The sequence below is a fragment of the Psychrobacter sp. DAB_AL32B genome, from assembly GCF_002224105.1.
GTDB lineage: Bacteria > Pseudomonadota > Gammaproteobacteria > Pseudomonadales > Moraxellaceae > Psychrobacter.
Genome location: NZ_NEXU01000008.1, coordinates 24958 through 50783, shown reverse-complemented (window position 1 = coordinate 50783; position 25826 = coordinate 24958). Strand labels below are relative to the sequence as shown.

The window sequence follows — 25826 nt, the reverse complement described above, 5'->3', positions numbered from 1 at the left end:
CACCGAAGTGTTAGGTGCTCCTGATGTGATACTCGTCAGCAAAGACAGCATCCTTGCTTCCACGCTTTGGACGGCGAAAACAATAGTCAGGCAGTCAGGCGCTACCCAGTCGGATGTGGTGGCAGGGAGTTATACGCTGACGGCAAATACGATTGACTCACTCTGAACCGCCCCGACTATATCGGAGAGTGTTTTACTTGAGTCAGGCAGCAATGCCTGACAGGGTTAAATTATCATAATACCGCTTTTCAAACTCAAAGGGTGACACATATCCAATCGTGCTATGCAAACGGGTTTTATTAAACCAGTCCACCCACTCAAGAGTTGCCAGTTCAACATCGTTAATGCCAATCCAGCTCTCTTTCAAATAATAAATCACCTCAGACTTGTAAAGCCCATTGACCGTTTCAGCCAATGCGTTGTCGTATGAATCGCCTGTTGTGCCAACAGATGCAATGACGCCAGAATCAGCCATCTTATCAGTATAGCGGATGGATAAATACTGAACCCCGCTATCGCTATGATGAATCACATCCTTAGGGTTGTTTCTATCAGCTATCGCTTGATTTAAAGCGGCCATCACCATATCGGTGTTCATACGATTAGAGACCTTCCAGCCAACGATAGCGCGAGCAAACACATCAATAATAAAAGCGGTATAGACCCAGCCGCTAGTCGTCTTGATATAAGTAAAATCTGCAACCCAGAGCTGGTTAGGACGCTGGGCATTAAAGTTGCGATTGACCAAGTCATCAGCACGCTTTTGATCATCACGGCTGTGAGTTGTTATTTTACCTTTACCGCGCCAAACGCCTTGTAGGCCATGCTGGCTCATTAAACGCTCTATGGTACAACGAGCAACCTTTAACCCATCAGCTTTCATCTGCTGCCAGACTTTACGCGCACCGTAACGGCATTTTCTGACCTGCCAAATACGTTTAATCTCACCGATGTAAAAGTCGCCAAGCTGACTGCGCAGTGAACGCTTGTGTGGGTTGTCGCTTAAGTCTTGAGCACGATAATAAGTTGACGGGGCAATCGGTAGGACTCTACAGATCAGCTCGACCCCATACTCAGCTTTGTTATCATTAATAAAACTGATCATTACTTGGGTGGACGGTCGAGCTCCGCCTGGGCGAAAAAAGCCGCAGCCTTCCTGATGATTTCATTAGCTTGCTTAAGCTCTTTATTCTCGCGTTCAAGCTCTTTGAACCGCCCCGACTATATCGGAGAGTGTTTTACTTGAGTCAGGCAGCAATGCCTGACAGGGTTAAATTATCATAATACCGCTTTTCAAACTCAAAAGGCGACACATAACCAATCGTGCTATGCAAACGACTCTTATTTAACCAATCCAACTATTCAAGGGTTGCCAGTTTAACATGCCCCCTGCTGTCAAATCCGTAGCAACAACTTGGGGAATTTTAGTTAAGCAGCCTGACGGTAAAAGTCAAACCACACCTGTCTTGGCGATTTATACCTCATACCCTTTTGAATCCTAGTTTGGTTGTAATACAGCTCGATATATTTAATGATATCGCTGATTTAGCTATGCTAAATAAACCTTAGAGATAAAATTGATAATTAACTTTGCAATTTATCACTATTTTGCACTAAAAACGTTAAAACCAAACCAAACCAAAAAAATCCGACCACATTGAGTGATCGGATTTTTAATATTTGGTGGAGATGGCGGGAGTTGAACCCGCGTCCGCCAGCATTACGCTCATGAATCTACATGTTTAGTTTCTGTCTTTAATTTTAGTCTGCACCGATCCGACAGTCAGGATGGATTAGCCGATTCTCTACTTTTGAACCCAAGCGATTGAGACAATCACTTGTGGCGATCCTACATGCGGACGCTTCAACTTAGTTGACCAACTGTAGGTGATCAGCAACCAAGTAAGCAGGGTTTAAGCTGCTAGAGCGTAATTTTCGTCGTTTGCGACTATAACAATATATGTTTGATTAACGAGAGGACATATACTCTCGACATGCATCATTGAGTTTCATCACCAGCGTCGAAGCCAGAACATCCCCAATAAGGTCGATGATTATATAGCACTTATACGCCTGCTTGCAACCTATTAGCAGTTCGTATTACATTACATTACGTTACAGCTTAATCATCTAAGCCAATACTTCATTCAGCCACTTACCTATATTTTGAATCTGCGGCATACAAACCTGATGTGCCATTGGATAAGTATGGTAAACGACGTTATAGCCTTTCTCTGATAGTAGCTGCTGCGCCTGCTCACCCAAAACAACCGGAACGACAGGGTCGTGTGTGCCATGCTCAATCAATATCGGCATGTCTTTATTCGCTTCACTATAGCTGATATTGTCATTGGTCGCCAAATAAGTAGATAGTGTCATCAAGCCAGCCAAACGCTCTGGATAGCTGAGCGCAACATGATAAGCCACTGCCCCGCCCTGTGAAAATCCAGCAATAACAATATGTTCAGGTGACACGCCTCGCTCTATTTCACGACTAATCAAGTCATGGATTTGCTGAGAGGACTCTTCAATCTGCGCAATATCAACTTTCCGTTCTAGGCTCATCTCTAAGATGTCGTACCAAGCTGGCATTACCATGCCACCATTGATTGTCACTGGGCGCTGTGGAGCGTGGGGAAATAGGAAGCGTACAGCCATATCATCAGACAATCCTAATTGCGGCACGACTGGCTCGAAGTCATGACCACTGGCACCCAAACCATGTAGCCAAATGACTGACCGATTAATAGTTTTTTTATGGGGGTTGTGTTCTACAATGACGCACTCTAAATATTCACTCATAATTGATCCTTAATAATATTCAAAAATTTAAATAGGGTTAAAGTTACAAAATAGTTTCGTTTGTCATCATTCCTTAAACATGACTCGATACTTTGAGTGCTAGGTAAATGACAATAACAGTCATACTTATTATTTTGCATTTTTTGTGGAGACAGTTTACATGACAATTTCGAATAATTCAGTGGCTAAGCGCAATCAGTTGAAGAGAGTATCACTTAAACGAGTTATTCAAATAAGTTTTACTTTGCCTTTGGCTATTACCAGCAGCCTATTATTAATAGGTTGTGATGAAGATAGCGACTCATCAACTACAGTACCGCCTACTCTACCACCGACTACTGATGAACCGACCCAATCCGTCGCATATAGCTATGGAGTTCGACCATTTTATCTGGTCAATGATATGGATGAGAGCCCGCTCAAAGACGAGTTGCTGGCTTGCAAAGCGCAAATACCTAGCAAGACAGACTTCTCTATTTCCCATCGCGGCGCACCATTACAGTTTCCTGAGCATACTTATGACAGCTATGTGGCTTCGGCACAAATGGGCGCAGGTATATCAGAGTGTGATGTTGCTTTCACCAAAGATGGCGAGCTGGTATGTCGCCACGCACAAAACGACTTACATACCACCACCAACATTCTCGCGACCACACTGGCTGACCAATGTACCGTACCACCAATAGTGGATGGCAATGGAATACTGACCAATGCGGCGGACATTGAATGCCGAACCTCGGATATTAGCGCGAGTGAATTCAAAAGTCTTAAAGGAAAAATGGACGCCGCGAACCCTCAAGCGACCAATATTAATGAGTATATGAATGCAACGGCGCCGTGGCGAACGGACTTATATTCACAAAACGGTGAACTACTCACTTTAAAAGAGCACATTGCGCTTGCCAGCAGCTTGGGCATGAAGCACACGCCTGAACTGAAATCTCCCGTCGTTACTATGCCTTTTAATGGTTATAGTTTAGATACTTACCGTCAACAGTTGATTGACACTTATAAGAGTGCAGGCGTGTCCGCCAGTGAGGTGTACCCGCAGTCATTTAATATCGAAGATTTTGACTATTGGCTTAACAACGAGCCACTCTTTGCTGCCAATGCCATCTACTTAATTGATGATAGCAATGAAACCGCTGCAGGCAAGACTTTTGATAAAAACGACCCGACCACGTGGAAGCATTCATTAGCCGATATCAAAGCTCGCGGCGTCAATACTATCGCACCGGCATCGTGGCTATTGGTCACTACCGATGGCAATGGCAAGATGATACCTTCCACATACGCGACACAAGCTAAAGCCAATGGGCTTGATATTCTCACCTGGTCACTTGAGCGCTCAGGACCACTAGCAGGTGGCGGCGACTGGTATTATAGTGGTCTGGGCGATGCCATTAATAATGATGGTGATATGATGAACTACATCGATGTACTGGCACAAGACGTCGGTGTCAGAGGCATCTTCTCAGATTGGCCAGCGACCGTGAGCTATTATGCTAATTGTAAAGGCTTAAAATAGTATGCATTGCATCAAAAAACTTCGTTAGGCACTACGCATTTAAAAAACCAACTTAGCAGCGATTGAGTTGGTCTTTTTTATTAATGCTTTTAATTAATCATTTAAACTGTTTGAAATTTTGTTTGATAGTATCGGTATTATTTGACGGCCTACTATTTAACTATCGCACTTCAGCTTTTCCATCAATTTTTCACAATATTTAATGAGCGCTAGAAAAATACAGCACTACTTTTATGCTACGATAATTTAATAGATTGATACTTAGTGTATGACGCCTTATTAACATTTTTCAATCTTTGTAAATATAGCTGTGATTGACGCTACTTTAGCTTAATTTTTTTTATAAAACGATATAACGCTTATGACTCATATTTTATTGGTAGAAGATGATCCTGCTATTGCGATGTCGCTTAAAGTCACCTGCAAGCGTGAAGGCTGGCAAATCACTTGGTTAGATAATGCCAGCAGCGTACTGCCGATGCTACGTAGTGAAAAAGCGCAAGATTTATCAGCGATTATCTTAGACGTGGGGTTGCCAGACGGTGATGGTTTAAGTTTGTGCCAGCAGATACGTCATGCTCCTGACATAGGAACACTCAAGGATGTGCCTGTGGTATTTTTGACTGCGCGTAGTGATGAGGTCGATCGTATCTTAGGTTTAGAGATGGGTGGTGATGACTATTGTGCCAAGCCTTTTAGTCCTAGAGAGTTAGTCGCCCGCCTAAAAGCCATTTGGCGACGTGAACAATTACTTTATGAGCAGTCTGCTAATAACCATACAGAAACGGCAAATAATACCGCCGACAATGCTTCATCGAGCAACACGTTATCTAGTAACAGCCTTTCTAATAATATGTCGGGGCAAGCGCTAACGTTTGAATGCCAATCTGGTGTCTGGCATTATCAACCGCTCAACTACTCTCTGCTGTGGCAAGAGCACAAGCTGGAGCTGAGCAACACAGAACGCAAAATTTTATTGACCTTATTAAAAGCCCCCAATCAAGTATTCAGCCGTGAACAGCTACTCAATGCTGTCAGTGATTATCCTGACCATCGCTTAGCACGGACGATTGACAGCCATGTCAAATCCATTCGTAAGCAGCTTGCAAGCGTCGATTCTAGCATTGAAGTCATTCACACCCATCGTGGTCTTGGATATGCGTTATGTCCAGCTTAGGCTTTGATATTCCTTCGATACTAAGTAGTATATTTATACTTATACACTTAAAGCGACCTTGCCGAGCACTAATAGCAGTTTTAAACCTATGACTCATAAAACCAATAATAGTGCTAATACCAGCCAAAGCAACTGGTATGCAAAACTACATCCTATTGGCATCATGCAGCAAACGACTGAGCCGAAACGACTACTGAATTTGAGTATATTTTTTAGGATTTGGTTAGCAGTTGCGCTAGTAATAATGATTTGCGGTGTGGTGATTTTTACTCAGCTGTTTGGGTATATCAAACCGACAGCACAGCAAGTCATCGAAGATACGTTATTAGATACCAGTAAATTACTCGCAGCAAGTTTGCAGTTGCCATTGTCTTCAAGACAGTTATACGATGAAGACTATCAAGCAAAACTTGATACGGCATTTATCGGCACGCCAGCGATTAGTAAAGCAACAAAGCCAGAATATAGAAACAAAAGCTATAGCAGCTTCCGGATATACGTGACAGATAATAGAGGTATGGTCATATACGACTCCCTAACCGAGCCTGACAATGATGAAGGGCAAGACTATAGTCACTGGAACGACGTATATTTGACCTTAAAAGGTCAGTATGGCGCGAGAAGTACCACAGATAATAATAGTAAGCGCGATAGCTCGATAATGTATGTGGCACAACCAATAAAGGATGAAGCTGGCAATTTGATTGGCATAGTCAGCGTTGGCAAGCCTGTCGCTAGCGTATTGCCTTATTTGGATAATACGCGCAATCGTATGCTTATTACAGCGCTGCTGATGAGCATTGTCGCCCTAATTCTAGCAGGACTGGTCGCATGGTGGCTGAAGCAAAGTATCACCTTAGTGACCCAATATACCAGTGCGCTGGCCGAGGATACCAAAAAGCCGTATTTTTACTTAGGTCATGAACTCAATAGCCTGACAGATACTATTGAATCTATGAAACACCGACTGGAAAATCGAGCCTATGTCACTGATTATGTCCATACCCTCACCCATGAGCTCAAAAGCCCTTTAACAGCAATTCGCGCCAGCAGCGAACTATTGGAAGACGACGGGCTTGATAGCAGTGCACTTGATAATGCAGATCGACAGATGCTCATCCAAACCATTGGTGAACAAAGCATCAAAATGCAGCAATTAATTGATCGGCTACTATTACTTGCCAAGATTGAGCAACCGAGCTTTAAGCTGAATCGGCAGCTAACGCCGCTATTGCCATTATTACAAACCCTTGTAAAAGACAATAGCGCTAAGTTGCAACAGCAGCATCTAACACCTATCAAAATCTATATTGATGATATAAATTTTACTGAAACAATAATCTTACCACCAAATATATTGGCAAATACCAGTGTTTTTGCTGACCAGTTTTGGTTGGTACAAGTGCTACAAAACGTGTTAGATAATGCCATTCATTTTGCCGAAAGCACGGTTATTATCTATATGCATAGCGCAGCGCAAACCGTGACTATCGAAATCTTTAACGATGGTAAATTGTTGCCTGACTATGCCGTTAATAAAGCATTCGACCGTTATTTTAGCTTATCGCATCAAAGCCAGCCTACTTATCATTCATCAAACTATGTGTCAGAGCATTCATCAGCCTTTTCATCCCACAATAACTCAGCACCAAACATTAAACAAGAACAGCCTAGTATGTCTAACAGCACACTCAAAAAAGGCACTGGACTTGGTTTAACCTTAGTGAAGCAAGTGATTGAACATCATGGAGGTCATGTGGCCATTAATAATGTTGACGCTCATAGTGATGACAGTAGTGATAATAGTGACGCTACCAAACATCGAAGTTTTGGTGTAATGGTTAGTATTACTTTACCTTTAGCTAAAGAATAAAAGCTTTGGGTAGAATAACTACTCGCCCACCTCAATAAAGCTCCTTTTAATCATTAACAGCCAGATCATTAATGACATTTCATTAAATTTCCATCATTCCTACACATGTTTTCTATCTTTTTATTTTACGATAGCGTTATTCAAAGTCGTCAGCAAAATCAAGGATAGAAAAACCATGCCCAATCTTCTTACTCAAAACCAAATTATAGAAAACTGCTTAGGATATAGCCGTCACGATTGTACGCAAAACTTATCGAATCAAGGCATCGACAGTCTTGAGTTTGGACATTGGCTCGCTATTCCCAGTCAGCAACTGCTATTGGTATTTCGCCACCAACAATGTGTGGCTGTTGATTACTATCAAATAGCTGCTTAAAAATTTATTCACTTTACTGATTAGACTTTATCGATTGCGTTATTAGCTTTCTAATTTTTTATAACAAATCAACCATAAAAAAACCCTTTATCATTTCTAATTAAACATCATTAGAAAAGATAAAGGGTTTATAGTTTTACGATAAACAATCTAAGTAATTGATTCTACCGGCGGCTTTACATCAGCATTTTGACCACGATGGCGTAGATAATGATCGAGTAATACAATCGCTAACATCGCTTCTGCTATAGGCGTCGCTCGTACACCAACGCAAGGGTCATGACGACCTTTGGTCAGCATATCAACCGACTCGCCTTGCATATTGATACTCTTGCCAGCAGTAGTAATGCTAGAAGTTGGCTTAAGCGCGATACTGACACGAATATCTTGCCCTGACGAGATACCGCCCAATATACCGCCGGCATGATTGGCCGTGAAACCGTCTGGGGTCAGCTCATCACGGGAACTATGACCGAACTGCCCAGCCACCGCCATGCCGTCACCAACCTCAACGCCTTTGACGGCATTGATACTCATCATCGCATGGGCAATATCAGCGTCTAAGCGATCAAATACCGGCTCACCAAGTCCGACAGGTACGCCACTTGCAATAACCTCAAGACGCGCCCCACAACTCGTACCTTCACGGCGCAAATTGTCTATCAAGGTCTCAAAGCGACCAATTGCCTCTTTATCCGCACAAAAGAACGGATTGCTATTCACAAATTCCCAATCAATTTGACTAGGATTTAGCACCTTGCTGTATTCATTACCAATCTGAGTAACATGACCATGGATTTGTACACCCAAGCGATCTTGCAGAAACTTCTTAGCAATAGCGCCAGCCGCTACCCGCATCGCGGTCTCACGTGCTGATGAGCGCCCACCACCACGATAGTCGCGAAAGCCATACTTCATACTATAAGTATAATCGGCATGACCAGGGCGAAAAGTATCTTTGATTTCGCCGTAGTCTTTAGATTTTTGATTGGTGTTACGAATCAATAGACCAATAGACGTACCTGTTGTTTTACCTTCAAATACGCCAGAGATAATCTCGACTTCATCAGACTCGCGGCGCTGGGTCGAGTACTTAGAAGACCCTGGTTTACGGCGATCCAAATCTACCTGTAAATCATCTTCAGATAACGCTAAGCCCGGTGGCACGCCATCGACGATTGCCATAAGACCTGCACCATGAGACTCACCACAAGTGGTGACAGTAAAGATTTGTCCAATACTATTGCCTGCCATATTTATCCTTAAATAAATGAAGTCTACTTCTGATGATGTTATTAATCGTTATAAAATCTATTGATTTCTATCTAAGAGCTGTACGTAAGCGGCGAACAGCTGACGATGTGTCATAAGCTCATCATAAGTCATTGCAAAAACACCATGACCGCCATGAGCGAATTTTAACCAATCAAACTGGATTTCAGGATAAGCCTGATTTAACGCCCACTCGCTATCACCCACTTCACAGACGAGCAAACCTTCAGGGCTTAGATAATCTGGCGCTTCAAAAAGAATACGATGTACCAAGTCCAGCCCATCTTGACCTGCTGCTAAGGCATGCTCAGGCTCGTACAAAAATTCAGGTGGCAAGTCTGCCATGATAGCGGCATCGACATACGGAGGATTAGTAACAATCAACTCATATTGATGTTCAGCAGGAATCTTAGCAAACAAATCAGACTCAATGACGTTTACTTGATGACCAAGGTCATGATGATCAACGTTGACCATCGCCACCTCAAGCGCCGCTTTATCAATATCGACCGCATCGACCAAAGCATCTACAAAACGTGTCGCAAGCGCAATGGCGATACAACCAGAGCCGGTACATAAATCTAGAATACGCTCAGGCTGCGACAGCTGCTTGATCTCTAACCCATGATCATAGAAAGTAGCTGCTTGATTATTCATACTGACCGCAAGCGGCTTTGCCAACTCATTGACATCAAAGTATGGATGAAACTGTTGACGAATCAGCTCGGCGATGGGCGAGCGCGGGATTAAAACACGTTCATCGACATAAAAAGGTAAGTCGCAGAAATAAGACAGATTGATTAAATAACTTAAAGGCTTACGCTCAGCGATACGCTCTTCTAATAAGCTTAATACCAGCTGCTTCTCCGAGGTAGTCAGGCGACAATCGAGAATTTGATCATTGGCTGACCAATCTAAAGATAGCGAATGCAATACAATAGCAGACGCTTCAGCAAATTCATCGGTGGTTCCTTGAGCGACAACCACATCATAATTGCGTAGCTGAGTCACTGAAAAACGAATAAAGTCACGGATAGTGACCAGCTGCTCACGTGCCTCTTCAAGCTCGGTACGCAAGGTGGCAAATTCATCGTGCTCACCGAGAAGCCCTGTCTCTAAGTCATACTCTATATCACCGTCCATACCTTGTGACTCACCATCACTAAAGTATTGATTTTGAAAATCTTCTGCGCTCATTGTTTGGTCTTCTGACATATCGCACCTTGCTGATTACATGTTCACTGACTACATGCGGATGGGTTAAATGGTTTTCAATTAACAGCTGATTTATTAAATAAGCATCTTGTCCGACATTATAGACGCAAACAAGATAATGCGCCAATGACTGTCTTTTTTACTGCAAAAAAATAGCGTTGCTATAAAGCAGATTATAAGCAATATCAATAAAAACTGGCTACAACTCTACCCCAGCATGACTAAATTATTTCCCAACTGTAGTGAATACGTCAACCGTTGACGTTTAGCAAGTCTTAAACGAAAAAATATGTGTCAAAAGTTTGCGAAGCATCCAAATTATGCGCATAATAGCTCCATTAGCAGCCACCACAAGTATCCCAATATGATGAAAATAAAGCCTCTTATTACCGCTATATCTATCGCTGTTGTTAGTGTGAGCGCTATTGCCGCCACCACTGATAATACACGTACCTTGCCCGTACGCTCGGCTGACTCACTTCCTGGTATCGCCAAGAAAGTTAGCCTGAATGTACAAGAAAACCGCAGTAGCTCAGCCGATGCTCGTGCGAACGTTAAGCCAGATGCTACCAAAGCCAAGCCAGCTGATCGTATGACTCAGCTGATTGACGAAAAGCAGGAAGCCGAAGCAAATACAGCACCAGCAGCCGTTAGCGCTGATAATATGACCGTAGAAGAGCTGTCTCTTAAAGATGTGCAATCTGATAGTACTGACGATATTAGTGAAGGCCAAGCCCTCGCTGCACCTAGTGCATCAACGCCTGACAGCTCAAACGATACTGCTATTAAGAGTATCGCAGATGTGGATGGTAAAAAACATACTACGCTGAACTTATCTAACTATGCCAAGCAAGTAAACGGTGCAAAATGGACACCGAATATGAAAGTTAACTCAGCGATGACCATCAAAATGCAGGCGTTATTGGATTGGAACCACGCCTCTCCTGGTGCTATTGATGGCGGCTGGGGTATGAACAGTAAAAAAGCGCTCATTAACTTCCAAACCATGAAAGGCTTGCCAGCAAACGGTAAAATGGATCAAAAAACATGGGATGCCTTAAATAAAAACATTCCAGCCAATAAGCCAGTTTTAGTGACTTATACCATTGTTGAAGACGATATCAATACTAACTTTGCCACCACGCCTGCAGGCTCAGAAGCCAAATCAAAAATGAAAGGCTTGTATTATCAAGACATCAAAGAGATGTTTGGTGAACGCTTCCATATGGATGTGCGTTACTTAGATAAACTTAATAAAAACAAGCAGTATAAAGCAGGCGAAACCATCACCGTCTTAAATACGCGCGCCCCACTCAAGCAGCGTATCAACCGTGTGGTCGCTAACAAAGCCGATAAAACTTTATATGCTTATAACGGTGATAAGCTGGTTGCCACCTATCCAACGACGATTGGTAGTGACGCCACTCCATCGCCACAAGGTACGTTTAAAATCATTAATAAAGTAAAAATGCCGTGGTACAAAGCTACGATTGGCAAAGGCACAGATAAGCAAGTACATATGCTGCCACCGGGACCGAACAGTCCAGTAGGTGTCGTATGGATGGGCTTATCTAAACCGTCATATGGTATTCATGGTTCACCTAAGCCTGAAGGTATCAGTCGCCAAGCATCAGCAGGTTGTGTGCGCTTGACCAACTGGGACGTTTTAGAGGTTTATGCCAATATTGAGAATGGTGCAACCGTTGAGCTAAAATAGGTTATGTTAATGCATAAAAAAATACCTTGATTATCAAATCAAGGTATTTTTTTGCCAATTTTAAATAAGCTTTTTGCTTAAACAACCCTTATCGACATCCAATAAAAAAACAGCGCTTTTTTAGGCGCTGTTTTTTATTAAAGGTTTTCACGACATACAACGTTATCAAACTAAACAATATTTATTATTATAACTACCGTCTTATTCCAAAAACTATACTTTATACCCTTCCTCATTACCTGTAATGCTACCAACTTTTTTGGTGAAAAATAATCCGGCTGGTATGGAGATTAAGATGCCTGCTGCTACTGCCATTTGAATATGCGGAATTTGATTAAATCCGGTTACCAATGCTGCAATCATGAACACACCGATGGTGACAGTTGCGGCTATTGAATAGATGACGGAGAATAGTGGCCAGTTCATGATATATTCCTCATTTTTTGTGTGGGTATAACTACTTTATACACTAAATCCACACAAATAGTAAGTCTTTTCTTGTGGACGCTTAGCCCATTTATATCAAGTGATTCGGATTGATAGCCATGTTATAACTATTGATTTATATTGCATGATTTTCTTCTAAAAAATACCGCTAACAGGTATTGTCTTCTTTTCTGTTTGTCTCTTTCTAACTCCTTCTGTTTGGTCGCAAAAAAACCATACGCGTTCATCCATATATCATTACAATAGTAATTTGCTTTCATTCTCCAACTTTGACTATCTGAGAACGCCCTCTTCTATGACCTCATCTACTACTAATGCATCTCTTGATTCGCCGCCTCTAAATAACTCACCAAATAATGGTAATAATAAGGTGGATAGAGAGTTGGATAGACAAGAAGCACAGGATACATTATCCGATAATACTGAGCTGAATACGGCTGTTGATATTGATACAGACCCCTATACTCCCTCTCATAAAAATAATGCTCATAAAGAGCGGGCTGCTGCAAAAAAGCCTGACACTAAGATAAAAGTGCAAACACTTGGCCCTGATGTGGTAGTTGCAACGTTAGAGACAGATGAGCCAGATTCTCATCACGCTAGCGAAAGCGTGGAATCCGAAGCGTTGAACCCAACAGAACCGTTTTTTCAAAAAGCGAATGACGCTGAAGTCGTTATAGAAGCAGGCTCACAAGAAAGCGTCGACACAGAAGATAACCATGAACAAAAAGAGATAAAGCCAAACGAACAGAAAGATATTAATAAGCATGAGCAGCAAGTTAATAAACAACAAGATACTCAGGCAAATGGCGACAATATCGTAAAAAATGACGTAAAAGAACAACAGAACGTTCAATCAGACCAAGAAGACCAAGAAGAAGAGGTTAAAGAAAAAAAAGAAGCCAAGCTTGAGTCTTATAAGCAATTTGTTGCCGAACAGTTTAGCAATAAGAAAGTAGATTATCCCGAAGTGCGCGTTAGGATTGAGGCAAATGCGCTACCAAGCAAAATGTATTTCATTATGAACATACTGTCGGCCATCATCGCAAGCTATGGATTGGTGACCAATTCGGCAGCTGTGGTGATTGGCGCGATGCTGGTTGCGATGATGTTGGGTCCTATTACTGGGATAGCACTAGCGATTATTGATCATCGCATGCCACTGCTGCGCAAGTCGCTCTTTACCGTCATTGCCGGTGTGTCTTTGGTAGTATTGGTTGGTTTTATCGTTGGCTGGTTGCACAAAGAGCAACCTTTGACAGCAGAAATATTATCACGTACTCAGCCCACTTCTATGGATTTAATGATTGCCCTAGCCGGTGGTACTGCTGGTGCTTATGCGATGGTTTCGCCGCACTTGTCTGTGGCAGTGGTGGGCGTTGCTGTTGCTACAGCGTTAGTGCCACCTCTTGCTGCAAGTGGCATTTTATTTGCCAATGGCGAGATGCAGCTTGGACTTGGTGCATTGCTGCTAGCATTTACCAATATTATTGCCATTCAATTTACCAATGCTTTAGTACTTTGGTTGTTAGGTTTTCGCCGCTTGATCGATGACGATTATAAATCAAGTACCTATTTAACCTTTTTGCGGCGTAACGCGGTGACCTTATTGTTGTTGGGCGGATTGGGAGCGTATTTAACCATCAATCTACAGACCAATGCCAAGCAGCAAGTGTTTGAAAGCAGCGTGAAAGAGACGATTAATAGCTACTTTAGTGATAAAGGCAATGTGCTGACCAATACTCAGTTTGATAGAACAGATAGCAATCAAATCGTTCGTGCGGTTATTCGCGGCGAGACGACGCCCAGCTCATACGACGTCCGCCAAATTGAAACAATCATTACTCAAGATATAGCGAACAATTTCCCTGATTATTTGCCTATTAGATTGCAGCTGCGTTATATGCCGGTACAAGTGATAGAATCGCATCCACTGATTCAAGATAAACTCGATGAGACTGATGTGACTATTTTAACCAATTGATTTCATCACTCTAAAACGCTTCCATTACGGCGCGATAGCTTGCAAAAGAACCCAAACCGACTATTTAATAACACCTTGACAGCAACACCTAGTTGATAAAAGCGCCTAGTCAATACAGACATTTAAGCGTCATTTACCGTGGCTTTGCTTGTGAATCTTCAACACGCTTTGCACGTTTGTGCTAAAATCGCTTGCAAAATTATTTTACTTATTCTACTAAATACTATCCGTCAGTAAGGAGCCGCTGTGAGCCAGCCATTTCGCTCAGCCGATATTCGTCAAGCTTTTATCGATTTTTTCATAAGCAAGCAGCACACCCCCGTCGCCTCATCTAGTCTGATTCCGCACAATGACCCGACATTGCTATTTACCAATGCCGGCATGAATCAATTTAAAGAAACCTTTTTGGGTATGGAGCCACGCGACTATACCCGTGCGGTGACCTCGCAAAAATGCGTGCGTGCTGGCGGCAAGCATAATGATTTGGATAATGTCGGTTATACGGCGCGCCATCATACGTTCTTTGAGATGCTCGGAAACTTCTCTTTTGGTGACTACTTTAAGCAAGCAGGTATTGAATATATCTGGGAATTTTTAACCTCTGATGAATGGTTGGCGATTGATAAAAGTCGTTTGTATGTGACCATTTATGAAACCGATGACGAAGCCTTTGATATTTGGCATAAAAACATTGGTATTCCGAGTGAGCGTATCATTCGTATTGGTGATAATAAAGGCGCGCCTTACGCCTCAGATAACTTTTGGACGATGGGTGATACCGGTCCTTGTGGTCCTTGTACCGAAGTCTTTTATGACCATGGCGCAGATATCGAAGGCGGTTTACCGGGCACCCCTGAAGAAGATGGTGATCGCTATATCGAGATTTGGAACTGCGTATTTATGCAGTTTAACCGTCAAAAAGACGGTACTATGCTGCCGCTACCGGCACCAAGTGTTGATACCGGTATGGGACTTGAGCGTATCAGTGCCATCATGCAAGGCGTACACGGTAACTATGAGATAGATTTATTTGTTCATCTCATGGATGCCGCAGCTGAAATTTTAGATATTGAAAATCAGCAACAGTCATCGCTAAAAGTCATTGCAGATCATATTCGTGCTGTTTCGTTTTTGATTGCTGATGGTGTCACGCCAAGTAACGAAGGTCGTGGTTATGTACTACGCCGTGTTATTCGTCGTGCCGTTCGTCATGGCAATAAGCTTGGCGCAGACAGTGATTTCTTTTATAAAATGGTCGCACCCTTGGTGGCTGAAATGAGCACCGCTTATCCTGAGCTCAAAGATAAGCAAAGCGTGATTGAAAATGCCATTCAAAAAGAAGAAACACAATTTGCCAAGACATTGGCGCAAGGTTTACGCTTACTTGCCAGCGAGCTTGAAGGCTTGCAAGAAGGCGACGTACTCTCTGGTGAGGCGGCATTTAAGCTTTATGATACTTACGGCTTCCCGCTTGATTTGACCGCTGATATCACTCGTGAGCGCGGTATTGTCATCGATGAAGCTGAGTTCGATGAGCATATGCAAGCGCAACGTGAGCGGGCTCGTGATGCTGGCAAATTTGACGTCGATTACAGTAGTGTCATCCAAGTAGATAATCCAACGACGTTTATCGGTTATGAGCAGCTTGCAGAAGAAGGCGTGACGATTGACGCACTTTATCAAGATGGCAATCCAGCAGCCAGCTTAGTTGAGGGCATGGAAGGCGTGGTTGTGCTAGACCGTACACCGTTTTATGCTGAAGGTGGTGGCCAAGTTGGTGAGCTGGGTGAAATTCGTACCGACACTGGCGTCTTTGAAGTACAAGATACTAAAAAATCAGGGCAAGCCATTATTCATTATGGCGTTGTCACTATGGGCGAAATTAATACTAAGCAAACAGCTGACGCACAAGTGCTCTCTAGCATCCGTGCGGCCAGTGCCAAAAACCACTCTGCTACTCACTTATTACATGCCGCGCTAAGAGAAGTGCTAGGAAACGAGGTCACACAAAAAGGCTCACTGGTTTCAAGCGAAGTCTTACGTTTTGACTTCTCGTACGATAAGCCAGTCAGTAGCGCTGAAATTACCCGTATTGAACGTTTGGTCAATGAACAAATTCAAGCCAATACCCCTACCCGTATCGAGAACATGTCTATCGATGAGGCTATGAAACAAGGTGCCATGGCGCTATTTGGTGAAAAGTATGGTAATGACGTTCGCGTGCTGACCATGGGCACAGACAGCATCGTAGATGGTCAGCGCAAGCCCTTCTCTATCGAGCTATGTGGCGGTCTGCATGTACAGCGTACCGGTGATATTGGCGTCTTAAAAATCACTAGCGAATCAGGCATTGCGGCTGGTATCCGCCGTATTGAAGCCGTCACTGGCATGAATGCAATTAAAAATATTCAGCAAAGTGAGCAGCAACTGAGCGAGTTGGCAAGTCAGCTTAAAGTGAAGCGTCCTGAAGTGGCGCAACGTGTACGCACCATGGCAGATAAGCAGCGTGATTTAGAGAAACAGCTCGAGCGTTTGCAGCAGAAAATCGCCAGCGCCCAAGCAGCGAATTTGCTTGATGAGGTGCAGACTATCGCAGGTACACCGGTGCTTATCAGTACCTTGAGCGGTGTTGATGGTAAATCAATCCGTACGCTGATGGATGATATCAAGTCAAAACTGCCAGATAGCGTTATTGTATTGATTGGTGATAAAGATGAGCAATTAGCACTAGCCGCAAACGTCGCTAAATCAGTGACTGATCGCGTGAAAGCTGGCGACATCATTCGTCATTTGGCAGGTGAGCTTGGTGGTAAAGGTGGCGGTAAACCTGACTACGCACAAGGTGGTGCGCCAAAGTCTGCTAACAGTGCGTCTATTATAGCGGCCTTACCTGCTTGGATTGCAGCCCAGCTTGGCTAAACATTAAGTCGAGTAAAATGCTGCTTTTTTGCCTGTAGAATGTGTAATTGGTTATACCAGCTATAACCAATCGCCATGTATATAACGTCTGCCAACACTTAAAGTTATGACGTTAATATGATATAAAGTACCACGCCCGATAAAACGAGCATATTTAATAAAAATGTAAGGCTTAGTGGAATCTGGGCATATAAAGTCTATCAGCATAAAAAGACAGTAAAAATAATGGGCGCAGTTCTTATAATCTGGCTTTATCGTTATTAAAATTAATCTAGCACTGAATTTATAAGTAGTGGCATGACGGATTGATGTCTTTAATTAACAGATAACCATTGATGAATAATAGGTAGATTTTTATGGCGTTAATAGTACAAAAATACGGCGGCACCTCGATGGGCAGTATCGACCGCATCAAAAACGTCGCCAAACGAGTCAAGCGCTGGCATGATAATGGTCATCAAGTGGTCGTTGTCGTCTCTGCCATGAGCGGCGAAACCAACCGTTTGATTGATTTAGCACGCCAAATCAGCAGTCAGCCCAATCCACGCGAATATGACCAAATGGTCTCAACTGGCGAGCAAGTTTCTATCTCTTTACTTGCTATGGCAATTCAAGAGCTTGGCGTTGGCGCACGATCATTTACCGGTCGTCAAGTCGCTATTAAAACCGATAATGCTCATAATAAAGCCCGTATCGAAAGCATTGATGATAAAAACATCCGTGAACAGCTAGATGCAGGTAACGTTGTTATTGTGGCAGGTTTTCAAGGTATCGATGAGGATGGTAATGCGACGACGTTAGGTCGCGGCGGCTCAGATACCACAGGTGTCGCTATTGCTGCTGCGCTAGGCGCTGATGAATGCCAAATCTATACCGATGTCGATGGCGTCTATACCACTGACCCTCGCGTCACCTCAAAAGCTAAAAAACTTGAAAAGATTACTTTTGAAGAAATGCTTGAGATGGCAAGTCTTGGCTCTAAAATTTTACAGATTCGCTCAGTAGAATTCGCTGGCAAATACGGCGTACCACTGCGCGTATTATCTAGCTTTGATGAAAACAACGATGGTAGCTTCGACCAAGACTTTCAAGACAATGTCGGCACCCTAATTACGATAGACGAAGGAGACAATATGGAACAGGCAATCATCTCAGGTATCGCTTTTAATCGAGACGAAGCAAAAATCGTCGTACGCGGTGTACCTGATCATCCTGGTATCGCCTCTGCTATCCTCAGCCCTATTGGCCGCGCGAATATCGAAATTGACATGATAGTGCAAAACCTATCAACCAACGGCATGACCGATTTTACTTTTACCGTCAACCGTACTGACATGGAAAAAACCATGAAAGTACTAGAAAACGAAGTCAAAGATGAGATCGGTGCCAAAGAAATCTTGGCCAATGATGAAGTCGTTAAAGTCTCATTAGTTGGGGTCGGTATGCGCTCTCACGCTGGTGTTGCTAGCCTGATGTTTCAGACTCTAGCAGAAAACAATATCAATATTCAAATGATATCAACCAGCGAAATCAAGGTGTCTGTTCTTATCCAAGAGCAGTATCTAGAAAAAGCCGTGAGATCACTACATACTGCCTTTGGCCTTGACCGTGAAGACGGTGACAGCAAAATTGCTGGGCTATAATCTTCAACTTAACATTTTTTAATTTATTATTTTTCATAGTATGTTAATTAAATAGGGTCTTATAGGACCCTATTTTCTTTTTTTATCCTCGTTCAGATTATTATATACCTGATAGTTTTGTGAAAACTCGTGACAGTATCAGTTATGCCCCCTATAATGAGGTTTTCATTTGGGCTAAATGAATCTACCTATCATTACCGCTATTAGCACCTTGTTATGCATTATATTTCGTGCTGCGGTAATGTCCTGTAATTGAGACGCAATCTGATGAGTAATAATCTGTTGATGCGACATAAGGAGTGTGACGCATGTTAATTTTGACACGCCGCGTGGGCGAAACGCTAATGATTGGCGATGAGGTCAGTGTGACTGTCCTAGGTGTCAAAGGCAATCAAGTACGTATTGGCGTTGATGCGCCAAAAGATATTGCCGTACACCGCGAAGAGATCTACCAGCGTATTCAGCATGAGCGTACTGTACAGTCGCAAATGCAACATCTTGAACAAGGCAGTTTTGCGCCTTCATTCGATGATGAAGACTATTTTAATCGCTAAGCGGTTGGCTTCATGCCTAACTATCAATAATCATTGAGCATAAACCAAGCACTATAATTTTTGCTTTTTAATCTGCTCTGAGGTCATTTATTTATGAGTATTCGCCAATCAGATGTATCGGCTCTACTTAATGGTTTGAATAAAAAAGCCATTGGATTCAATGATGTTATCAGCTTTATTGATGATTTTTATCGTTATGCGCCAACGCCTTTTGTCAATGGTATGGTACATAACGCTGCCGGTGAAAACGAAGGTAGCGCTAAAATTTTTGGCCTTGCTAAGCACCATGGCTTAAATCAATTAGACACGTTAAAGCTGTTCGGTGAGCACTACGCCAAGGTTCAAGCGACCCCTAAAGGTACCGATCATGCCAATATCCGCAATTTTTTACATTGGGGCTGGCAAGGGTTTTTGATGGAAAACAATCCATTGACGGTGCGACCAAGTGTCGATACTACTGCACTTTAATCGTTTATTTGTAAAACAACTAAAAAAGCCACGCTATCATCATAGCGTGGCTTTTTTAGTTTTGGCAGCTGAATTATTGATCAGACTAGCTTTTATAAGACCATTTTATTTATCACGAAATTTGATCGGCTGCACCGCACCTTTGGGATTTGGCATATTAGGATAGTGATGCTCGTGCTCGACATCACATTCAGCACCGACGATAGAGCCATCCTCTCTTATCGGTTTATGAATATAACCGGTACGCTCAGCAGGCGGTAGATGTTCATGCTCCCACACCATAACCGCTTGCATACAGGTTTCGCGCTGCTCTGCTGTTAGCTTACGACCGTCTGGCCATTTGCCCAACTCAATCGCCATACGAAAATTATCGGCTATTTCAGGCGTCAAGCTTGCTAATATTGTTTGTTTATCCATCTTATCTACTCTCCACTACTGTTTTTATATGGCATGCTTTATCTAATAGATACGCTTATTCATCTTCCATAATATCATCATCAGTATCAAGACTGAACTCTTCGGCATGGACGTTCCAGTGCAACTTCGTCCGGCAGGCTTCATAGAAATCAAACCCTGGCGGATGTAGCAAGGTTAATTTATCAGGATGCTTGCGAATATACAGACGCTGCTCTTGATCGAGCGGTATGCTAGGTTTGCCATCAGCACTGACCATCGGCTGCGTGCGATTGTCCTCGTGGATACGAATACAAATCTCGCTAGTACCACTCACTACAATGGGTCGACTAGACAGCGTATGCGGGTGCATGGGCACCAAACATATCGCATCCATGCTCGGATGAATAATTGGACCACCGCCAGAGAGTGCATAGGCAGTTGAACCCGTCGGTGTCGCCACGATTAAGCCATCACTGTGCTGCCGATATACATCATGCCCATCGATTGTCAGCTGAAAATCAATCATATGAACGGATTTACCAGCGTGCAACACCACATCATTGAGCGCCATGTCTTCATGAATAATCTTGCGACCTTCGCGAATCTCCATCGTTAGCAGAAACCGATGATCTAACTGATAATCCCCCATCAATACTTGGCGTAGTTTAAAGGCAGCTTCATCAGGTTTAACATCGGCTAAAAAACCAAGACGACCACGGTTCACCCCTAACACAGGTACACGGTAGCGCGCCAACGCCTCAGCAGCATGAAGTATGGAACCATCACCACCGACCACAATAACGAGGTCACAAATCTCGCCAATCAAGCTACGCTTGACGATTTTGACCCTTTCAATCTCAGTGAGATTTAATGTGGGTAAGTTGGAAGTTTGCACATCCATAATCAACGTAAGATTCATCTCGTTGATTATCTGGGCAATCTGCGCAATACTTTGGGTAACACTGCGTTTTCCCGCGCGACCCATCAAGCCGATACGCCGAAAGGCAGGATTTTTGATAGCGTGGAACATCTCTGATTCATGTAAGTGCGGCAATCTTTCTGACTGCGCTGAGTTTTCCATAAAACGACTCGGCATAACGGTAAAATACAGGGCAATGATAGCGATAAATAAGCAGTTAGACTAGCATGTTTGTGAATTATCGTTGTTAACTGTCGTAATTAACCCCATATAAAAACTATCATACGTCTTTTTAGGCGTGTTTATTTAGCTACTTAATATCGCTGTATATAGGAGCAATAAGCGACTCAATAGTTGCGTAAAGCCTTGTATGCTGTCACGCAATCACCGTTGACAATAATGGCGGTTTTGCTAAAGTAGCTGACATCACTATTATTTATATTTTATTAAATATTTTATTAAGGACACATTTATGGCAAATCCTATTGTCAGTCGCGCAGAGCTTGCCGTTGGCGGTACGCCGATGACGGTTAAGGGCGTGATTCAAAAGACCAGTCTCCTGCTTGGGCTATCGGCTATCACAGGTATTGGTTTTTTCTTTTATGCACTGATGGCAGGTTTATCACAAGGTTTTATCACGATGGCGGCTTTTGGTAGTATGTTTGCTGCCTTTGGTTTAGCGATTTTTATTACCTTTAAACCTCAAAAAGCCAAAACCTTCGCCGTCCCTTATGCACTTTTAGAAGGTATATTCTTGGGCGGTATCTCGCTGTTTTTCATGAGAATGTATCCAAGCGTGCCAGTCACTGCTATGTGTGCAACGTTTGTAACAGCAGCAGTCATGTTGGGACTATATCGCTCAGGCTTAGTAAAGGTTACTGAAAAATTCCGCTCAATCGTGACCTCAGCATTGATTGCTATCATGCTTGTTTACGTGGCTCAGTGGGTACTTTCGTTAGCCTTTGGTTCAAGCCTACCCTTCTTATTTGAAGGTGGCGCTATCGCTATTGGCTTTAGCTTGTTTGTGATTGTGATCGCCTCTTTTACGCTGTTATTAGACTTTGATAACATTGAGCGCGGCGTGGCAACGGGTGTGTCAGAAGACTACGAATGGTTGTTCAGTATTGGTCTTCTTGCAACACTAGTGTGGATGTATATCGAATTTATGCGTCTACTAAGCTATCTACAAGATTAATCTAAACACTGTTTAACAATCATTGAAATAAAAAAACCGTCTTTATAAAAGGCGGTTTTTTTATGGGTAAATATTAAAGGCTTATTTAAATTGCTTTAAGCTGATTTAAACTAAGCACGTTTTAAACGCAGCGCATTTAAGACCACAAACAACGAGCTTAATGACATACCAATGGCAGCAAGCCAAGGCGGTACATAACCCAAAGCCGCTGGTATCAATACGCTACCGTTATAAATAAGTGCCCAGCGCAAGTTTTGTTTAATAATACGTTTGGTTTTATCAGCGATACGTTTTGCCGCTATAATAGCTTCAATCTGTCCATTTAGAATAATGCTGTCACTTGATACTTGCGCCAAATCAGCAGCACCGGCAATTGAGGTCGAGACATCTGCTGCTGCCAATACTGGCGCATCGTTAATACCATCACCAACCATCAGCACCACTGCCCCTTTAGCTTGCAACTGCTGAATGTGGTTGACCTTATCCGTTGGCGACAGTCCGTTATAGGCTGACTGCATGCCTAAACTTTCAGCCATCACCAGCGCTTGCGGGCTTGGGTCGCCGGTCAACATGATAGACTCAATACCTAGCTCTTTCAGCGTATCGAGCATCGATTTAGCACTATCACGTACCTTATCATTAAAGTAAAAACACGCCAGCGCTTGCCATTCACACGAGTTGTTTTGCTGACAAGATAAAACTACGGCTGAGCTGGCACGCTGTGCAACCAAATCAATGGTCAAATCGTTATGCGCATTGGCATCATCATTTGCTCTATTTAAAGCAAAATTCACATGACCAATTCGATATAGCACACCATCAATCATTGCTTCCACTCCACCCGCCGGATAATACTGTAAAGCTTGGGTGGCGGGTAGATGTAGCTGATAGGCAGCGGTGAGCAAGGCATGCGCAATCGGATGACGGCTACCGACTTCTAGAGCCGCAGCGATTGCCAGTAGCGTGTCTTTTTGCTCGTTTGTGGTAGTTGCAACCTCAGTGGCTGGCAGCAGCTCAATATTTAATAGATTAGGTTTACCATAGGTCAGCGTACCCGTTTTATCAAAAGCCACATGGGTTATTTCAGCGAGCGTTTGTAGCGTATGCCCACGGGTCGTCAAAAAACCATAGCTTGCCAGTCGATTGGTCGCTACAGTTAGGGCAATCGGTGTCGCTAAGGAGAGTGCACAAGGGCAAGTAGCAACCAACACGGCAACCGTCGCCCAAATCGCTTGGCTCGGGTCGACAATGTACCAACCGATAAATACCAAAACCGACAAGACTAAAATCCGTGCGACAAACCAACGTGCCAGCTTATCTGCTTGCTGTGCCAGTTTTGGCTTTTCACTCATCGCCCGATTCATCAGCCTGTCGATTAGACCTATTTGGCTATCTTCTGGCAGCGCTGTGACTAGCATCTCAAATGGTTGACTATCATTTTGCGCACCGCCAACGATATAATCGCCTTGAGACTTACTGATTAAATCGCCTTCGCCCGTTAGCAAGCTTTGTGACACCGTCGCAGTTGAGCTAAGTAAAATACCATCACTGATAATTTCGGAGCCCGCCTCTATCATGATGATGTCACCCACTTGTAAACTATGGGCTGTTACCATTTGCTTTTCTTCTGCCTCATCGTTTGTATTTGAGACCGTCAATCGTTGCTGGCGGGTCTGCTGCCATTCTTGAGCAATACGTGATGTTAATGTAAATATATTAGCATCCATACTTTGCATAAAGTTAGGCGTAGCGCTCGCTGTAGTTTGACTATTCAGCTCATTACTAGCCCCGTTAACAAACCCATTAACAGCAACATCATCAATCTGATTAGCAGACTCTTCGCTTTCTTGTTTAAGAGCATTTTTCTGAACGCTGTTTTGTTCTAATAGCTGCAAAATGCTTTCAGCAGCGTCCTTATCTTCAGCAATTTTCTGTACCAAAACCGGCTCAACGACCACCAAATCATTGGCCATGGTTGCCGCTTTTAGCCGTGCATTGTGCTCAATATAACGCCCTGCCAGCAAGAAGAAAATAAACATACTAACCGAGTCGTAATAGGTCTCCCCTTGCCCAGTAATAGTAGCAAAAAGACTAGCAAAAAATGTGACAATCAAGGCAATACTAACGGGCACGTCCATATTGACTTGACGGGCACGAATCGCTGACCATGCTGAAGTGAAAAACGGCACACCAGCATAAAAGAATACCGGCGTACTAACGAATAAAGACACCCAGCGCAGAAAATCTCGCTGAAATATCAGCATATCGCTATATTCACCGAAATAAATTGCCACCGCATACATCATCGCCTGCATCGAACCCAATGCCGCGATACCAAGCCTTATTAGCATTTGGTTATTGTGACGTGCTAGCATGGCTTCGTGGGTATCTTGCCGATAAGGCTTGGCTTCATAGCCAATTTCATTAATGACAGCGAGAATACGGCTAATAGGTAGCTTATCCTCATCCCAAATTACCCGCATGCGCTGATTGGTCAAATTGACCTGACATTTACTGATACCATCCAGCTCATCGAGACGCGATTCAATCAACCACGTACAGGCTGCACAGCGTAGGTTATTGACGGACAGCTCTGCAACCGACATGCCGTCTTGCGCATAAACGAACTGTGATTTTATTTCCTCATGATCATAAGCTTCAAGGCGAGTCAGTTGCGTTGGCAAGCTTGCCGTACGGTTAATTTCCGAGCGGTCAAGATAGTATTGCTCAAGTCCCGCTTCTACAATACTTTGAGACGCTAACTGACAGCCCATACAGCACATCTCACGCGACTTACCTAATATATCGGTATGAAACGGCGGCTGCGGCACCGGATCTCCGCAATGAAAGCAGTGACCGGCAAAAGGCAGTACCAGACCTTCAATAATAGAGTTGTCTTGATGATGAGAATTGGTGATTGATGAAGCTGGTGATTGGACACTGGACATAATCGCACTTATTTCCTTTAGATAGGTTTGCTTACAGCCAATTCGCTTTGGGTAAACTTCCTATCCTCTAATCTGCTCGATAGCGATTAACACTGCTATTTTAAATGACTATTAATATAATTATTGATATGGCTAGCACACCGTAAAAAATAATAGCAACTACTGCTAATTCATACAAAATACATCGTTATAGACATTTTAACTTGTTATCGTAAATGACTACCTTATATGGCATTCATTAAGCCAATTAAAAGCTTTTCATACTTTCGTATAAATACGAGTATTCTATTAAAGATTATACTATAAGCAAGCACTCTGAGCAGTATAAGCCTTCATCGTATAATCCAAATGAATGCCTGAGTTGATGATGATAGATTGAAAAATTTGTCAATT

Annotated in this window: 17 protein-coding genes, 1 other RNA gene, 3 pseudogenes and 1 other annotated feature; of the genes and pseudogenes, 11 read left to right on the top strand and 10 right to left on the bottom strand. The window is 43.1% G+C overall.

Annotation, left to right across the window (positions count from 1 at the left end; translation table 11 throughout):
• Positions 1–202: 202 nt before the first annotated feature.
• From CAN34_RS00980 to CAN34_RS00970, 4 genes and pseudogenes are all read right to left on the bottom strand, one after another.
• Positions 203–1215: pseudogene (locus tag CAN34_RS00980) on the bottom strand (IS3 family transposase); the annotation flags it as partial.
• Positions 1031–1147: a sequence feature (AL1L pseudoknot), on the bottom strand. Its footprint overlaps the pseudogene before it by 117 nt.
• 32 nt (positions 1216–1247) lie before the next feature.
• Positions 1248–1382, bottom strand: a pseudogene (locus CAN34_RS14415) (IS3 family transposase); the annotation flags it as partial.
• Positions 1383–1681: 299 nt separating this feature from the next.
• Positions 1682–2040: a transfer-messenger RNA gene (gene ssrA, locus CAN34_RS00975) on the bottom strand.
• 90 nt (positions 2041–2130) lie between these two features.
• Complete coding sequence (locus CAN34_RS00970; RefSeq protein ID WP_089554058.1) at positions 2131–2802, bottom strand: alpha/beta hydrolase; 672 nt, start codon at positions 2800–2802, stop codon at positions 2131–2133.
• Between the two features lie 160 nt (positions 2803–2962).
• Between CAN34_RS00970 and CAN34_RS00965 the strand changes: the two genes are divergently transcribed.
• The 4 genes from CAN34_RS00965 (at position 2963) to CAN34_RS00950 (ending at position 7756) form a co-directional block, all read left to right on the top strand.
• On the top strand, positions 2963–4330 hold the full coding sequence (locus CAN34_RS00965; protein WP_089554057.1) for a glycerophosphodiester phosphodiesterase family protein: 1368 nt from the start codon (positions 2963–2965) through the stop codon (positions 4328–4330).
• A gap of 361 nt (positions 4331–4691) precedes the next feature.
• The gene (locus CAN34_RS00960; protein WP_089554056.1) at positions 4692–5507 is read left to right on the top strand and encodes a response regulator; all 816 of its coding nucleotides are present in this window, start codon (positions 4692–4694) and stop codon (positions 5505–5507) included.
• An 88-nt stretch (positions 5508–5595) separates the two neighbouring features.
• A complete protein-coding gene (creC, locus tag CAN34_RS00955; RefSeq protein ID WP_089554055.1) occupies positions 5596–7380 on the top strand; it encodes a two-component system sensor histidine kinase CreC in 1785 nt (594 codons plus the stop codon).
• Between the two features lie 175 nt (positions 7381–7555).
• Entirely contained in the window at positions 7556–7756 is a 201-nt protein-coding gene (locus CAN34_RS00950; RefSeq protein ID WP_089554054.1) for a hypothetical protein, read from the top strand.
• A gap of 150 nt (positions 7757–7906) precedes the next feature.
• Here the strand turns inward: CAN34_RS00950 and aroC are convergent, their stop codons facing one another.
• Positions 7907–9010 carry a chorismate synthase gene (aroC, locus tag CAN34_RS00945; protein ID WP_089554053.1) on the bottom strand — a complete coding sequence of 368 codons (1104 nt, stop codon included), beginning with the start codon at positions 9008–9010 and terminating at the stop codon, positions 7907–7909.
• Positions 9011–9067: 57 nt separating this feature from the next.
• Positions 9068–10243, bottom strand: a complete 1176-nt coding sequence (gene prmB, locus CAN34_RS00940; protein WP_089554052.1) for a 50S ribosomal protein L3 N(5)-glutamine methyltransferase — start codon at positions 10241–10243, stop codon at positions 9068–9070.
• Positions 10244–10532: 289 nt separating this feature from the next.
• On the opposite strand from prmB, the gene CAN34_RS00935 reads away from it, so the two are divergent.
• Positions 10533–11960, top strand: coding sequence for a L,D-transpeptidase family protein (locus tag CAN34_RS00935; RefSeq protein ID WP_089554051.1), 1428 nt, complete (start codon positions 10533–10535; stop codon positions 11958–11960).
• A 213-nt stretch (positions 11961–12173) separates the two neighbouring features.
• Here the strand turns inward: CAN34_RS00935 and CAN34_RS00930 are convergent, their stop codons facing one another.
• Positions 12174–12386: a hypothetical protein gene (locus tag CAN34_RS00930; RefSeq protein ID WP_079692155.1), complete on the bottom strand. Its 213-nt coding sequence runs from the start codon at positions 12384–12386 to the stop codon at positions 12174–12176.
• A gap of 316 nt (positions 12387–12702) precedes the next feature.
• Here CAN34_RS00930 and CAN34_RS00925 point away from each other — a divergent pair, with 316 nt between their 5' ends.
• The 5 genes and pseudogenes from CAN34_RS00925 (at position 12703) to CAN34_RS00905 (ending at position 19975) form a co-directional block, all read left to right on the top strand.
• Positions 12703–14391 (top strand): DUF389 domain-containing protein, encoded by a 1689-nt coding sequence (locus CAN34_RS00925; RefSeq protein ID WP_089554050.1) that lies wholly within the window; start codon positions 12703–12705, stop codon positions 14389–14391.
• A 246-nt stretch (positions 14392–14637) separates the two neighbouring features.
• Positions 14638–17310, top strand: coding sequence for an alanine--tRNA ligase (gene alaS, locus CAN34_RS00920; RefSeq protein WP_089554049.1), 2673 nt, complete (start codon positions 14638–14640; stop codon positions 17308–17310).
• A gap of 356 nt (positions 17311–17666) precedes the next feature.
• Positions 17667–18953 carry an aspartate kinase gene (locus tag CAN34_RS00915; RefSeq protein ID WP_079692157.1) on the top strand — a complete coding sequence of 429 codons (1287 nt, stop codon included), beginning with the start codon at positions 17667–17669 and terminating at the stop codon, positions 18951–18953.
• A gap of 308 nt (positions 18954–19261) precedes the next feature.
• A pseudogene (gene csrA / locus CAN34_RS00910) lies at positions 19262–19429 on the top strand (carbon storage regulator CsrA); the annotation flags it as partial.
• Positions 19430–19600: 171 nt separating this feature from the next.
• Positions 19601–19975 (top strand): HopJ type III effector protein, encoded by a 375-nt coding sequence (locus CAN34_RS00905; protein WP_089554048.1) that lies wholly within the window; start codon positions 19601–19603, stop codon positions 19973–19975.
• 105 nt (positions 19976–20080) lie between these two features.
• Here the strand turns inward: CAN34_RS00905 and CAN34_RS00900 are convergent, their stop codons facing one another.
• Complete coding sequence (locus CAN34_RS00900) at positions 20081–20392, bottom strand: YeaC family protein (RefSeq protein ID WP_089554047.1); 312 nt, start codon at positions 20390–20392, stop codon at positions 20081–20083.
• Positions 20393–20447: 55 nt separating this feature from the next.
• Entirely contained in the window at positions 20448–21401 is a 954-nt protein-coding gene (locus CAN34_RS00895; RefSeq protein WP_174668329.1) for an NAD(+) kinase, read from the bottom strand.
• Between the two features lie 361 nt (positions 21402–21762).
• Between CAN34_RS00895 and CAN34_RS00890 the strand changes: the two genes are divergently transcribed.
• Positions 21763–22485, top strand: coding sequence for a Bax inhibitor-1/YccA family protein (locus tag CAN34_RS00890; protein WP_089554045.1), 723 nt, complete (start codon positions 21763–21765; stop codon positions 22483–22485).
• Positions 22486–22595: 110 nt separating this feature from the next.
• Here CAN34_RS00890 and CAN34_RS00885 read toward each other — a convergent pair whose 3' ends face one another.
• On the bottom strand, positions 22596–25433 hold the full coding sequence (locus tag CAN34_RS00885; RefSeq protein ID WP_089554044.1) for a heavy metal translocating P-type ATPase: 2838 nt from the start codon (positions 25431–25433) through the stop codon (positions 22596–22598).
• Between the last annotated feature and the right edge of the window lie 393 nt (positions 25434–25826).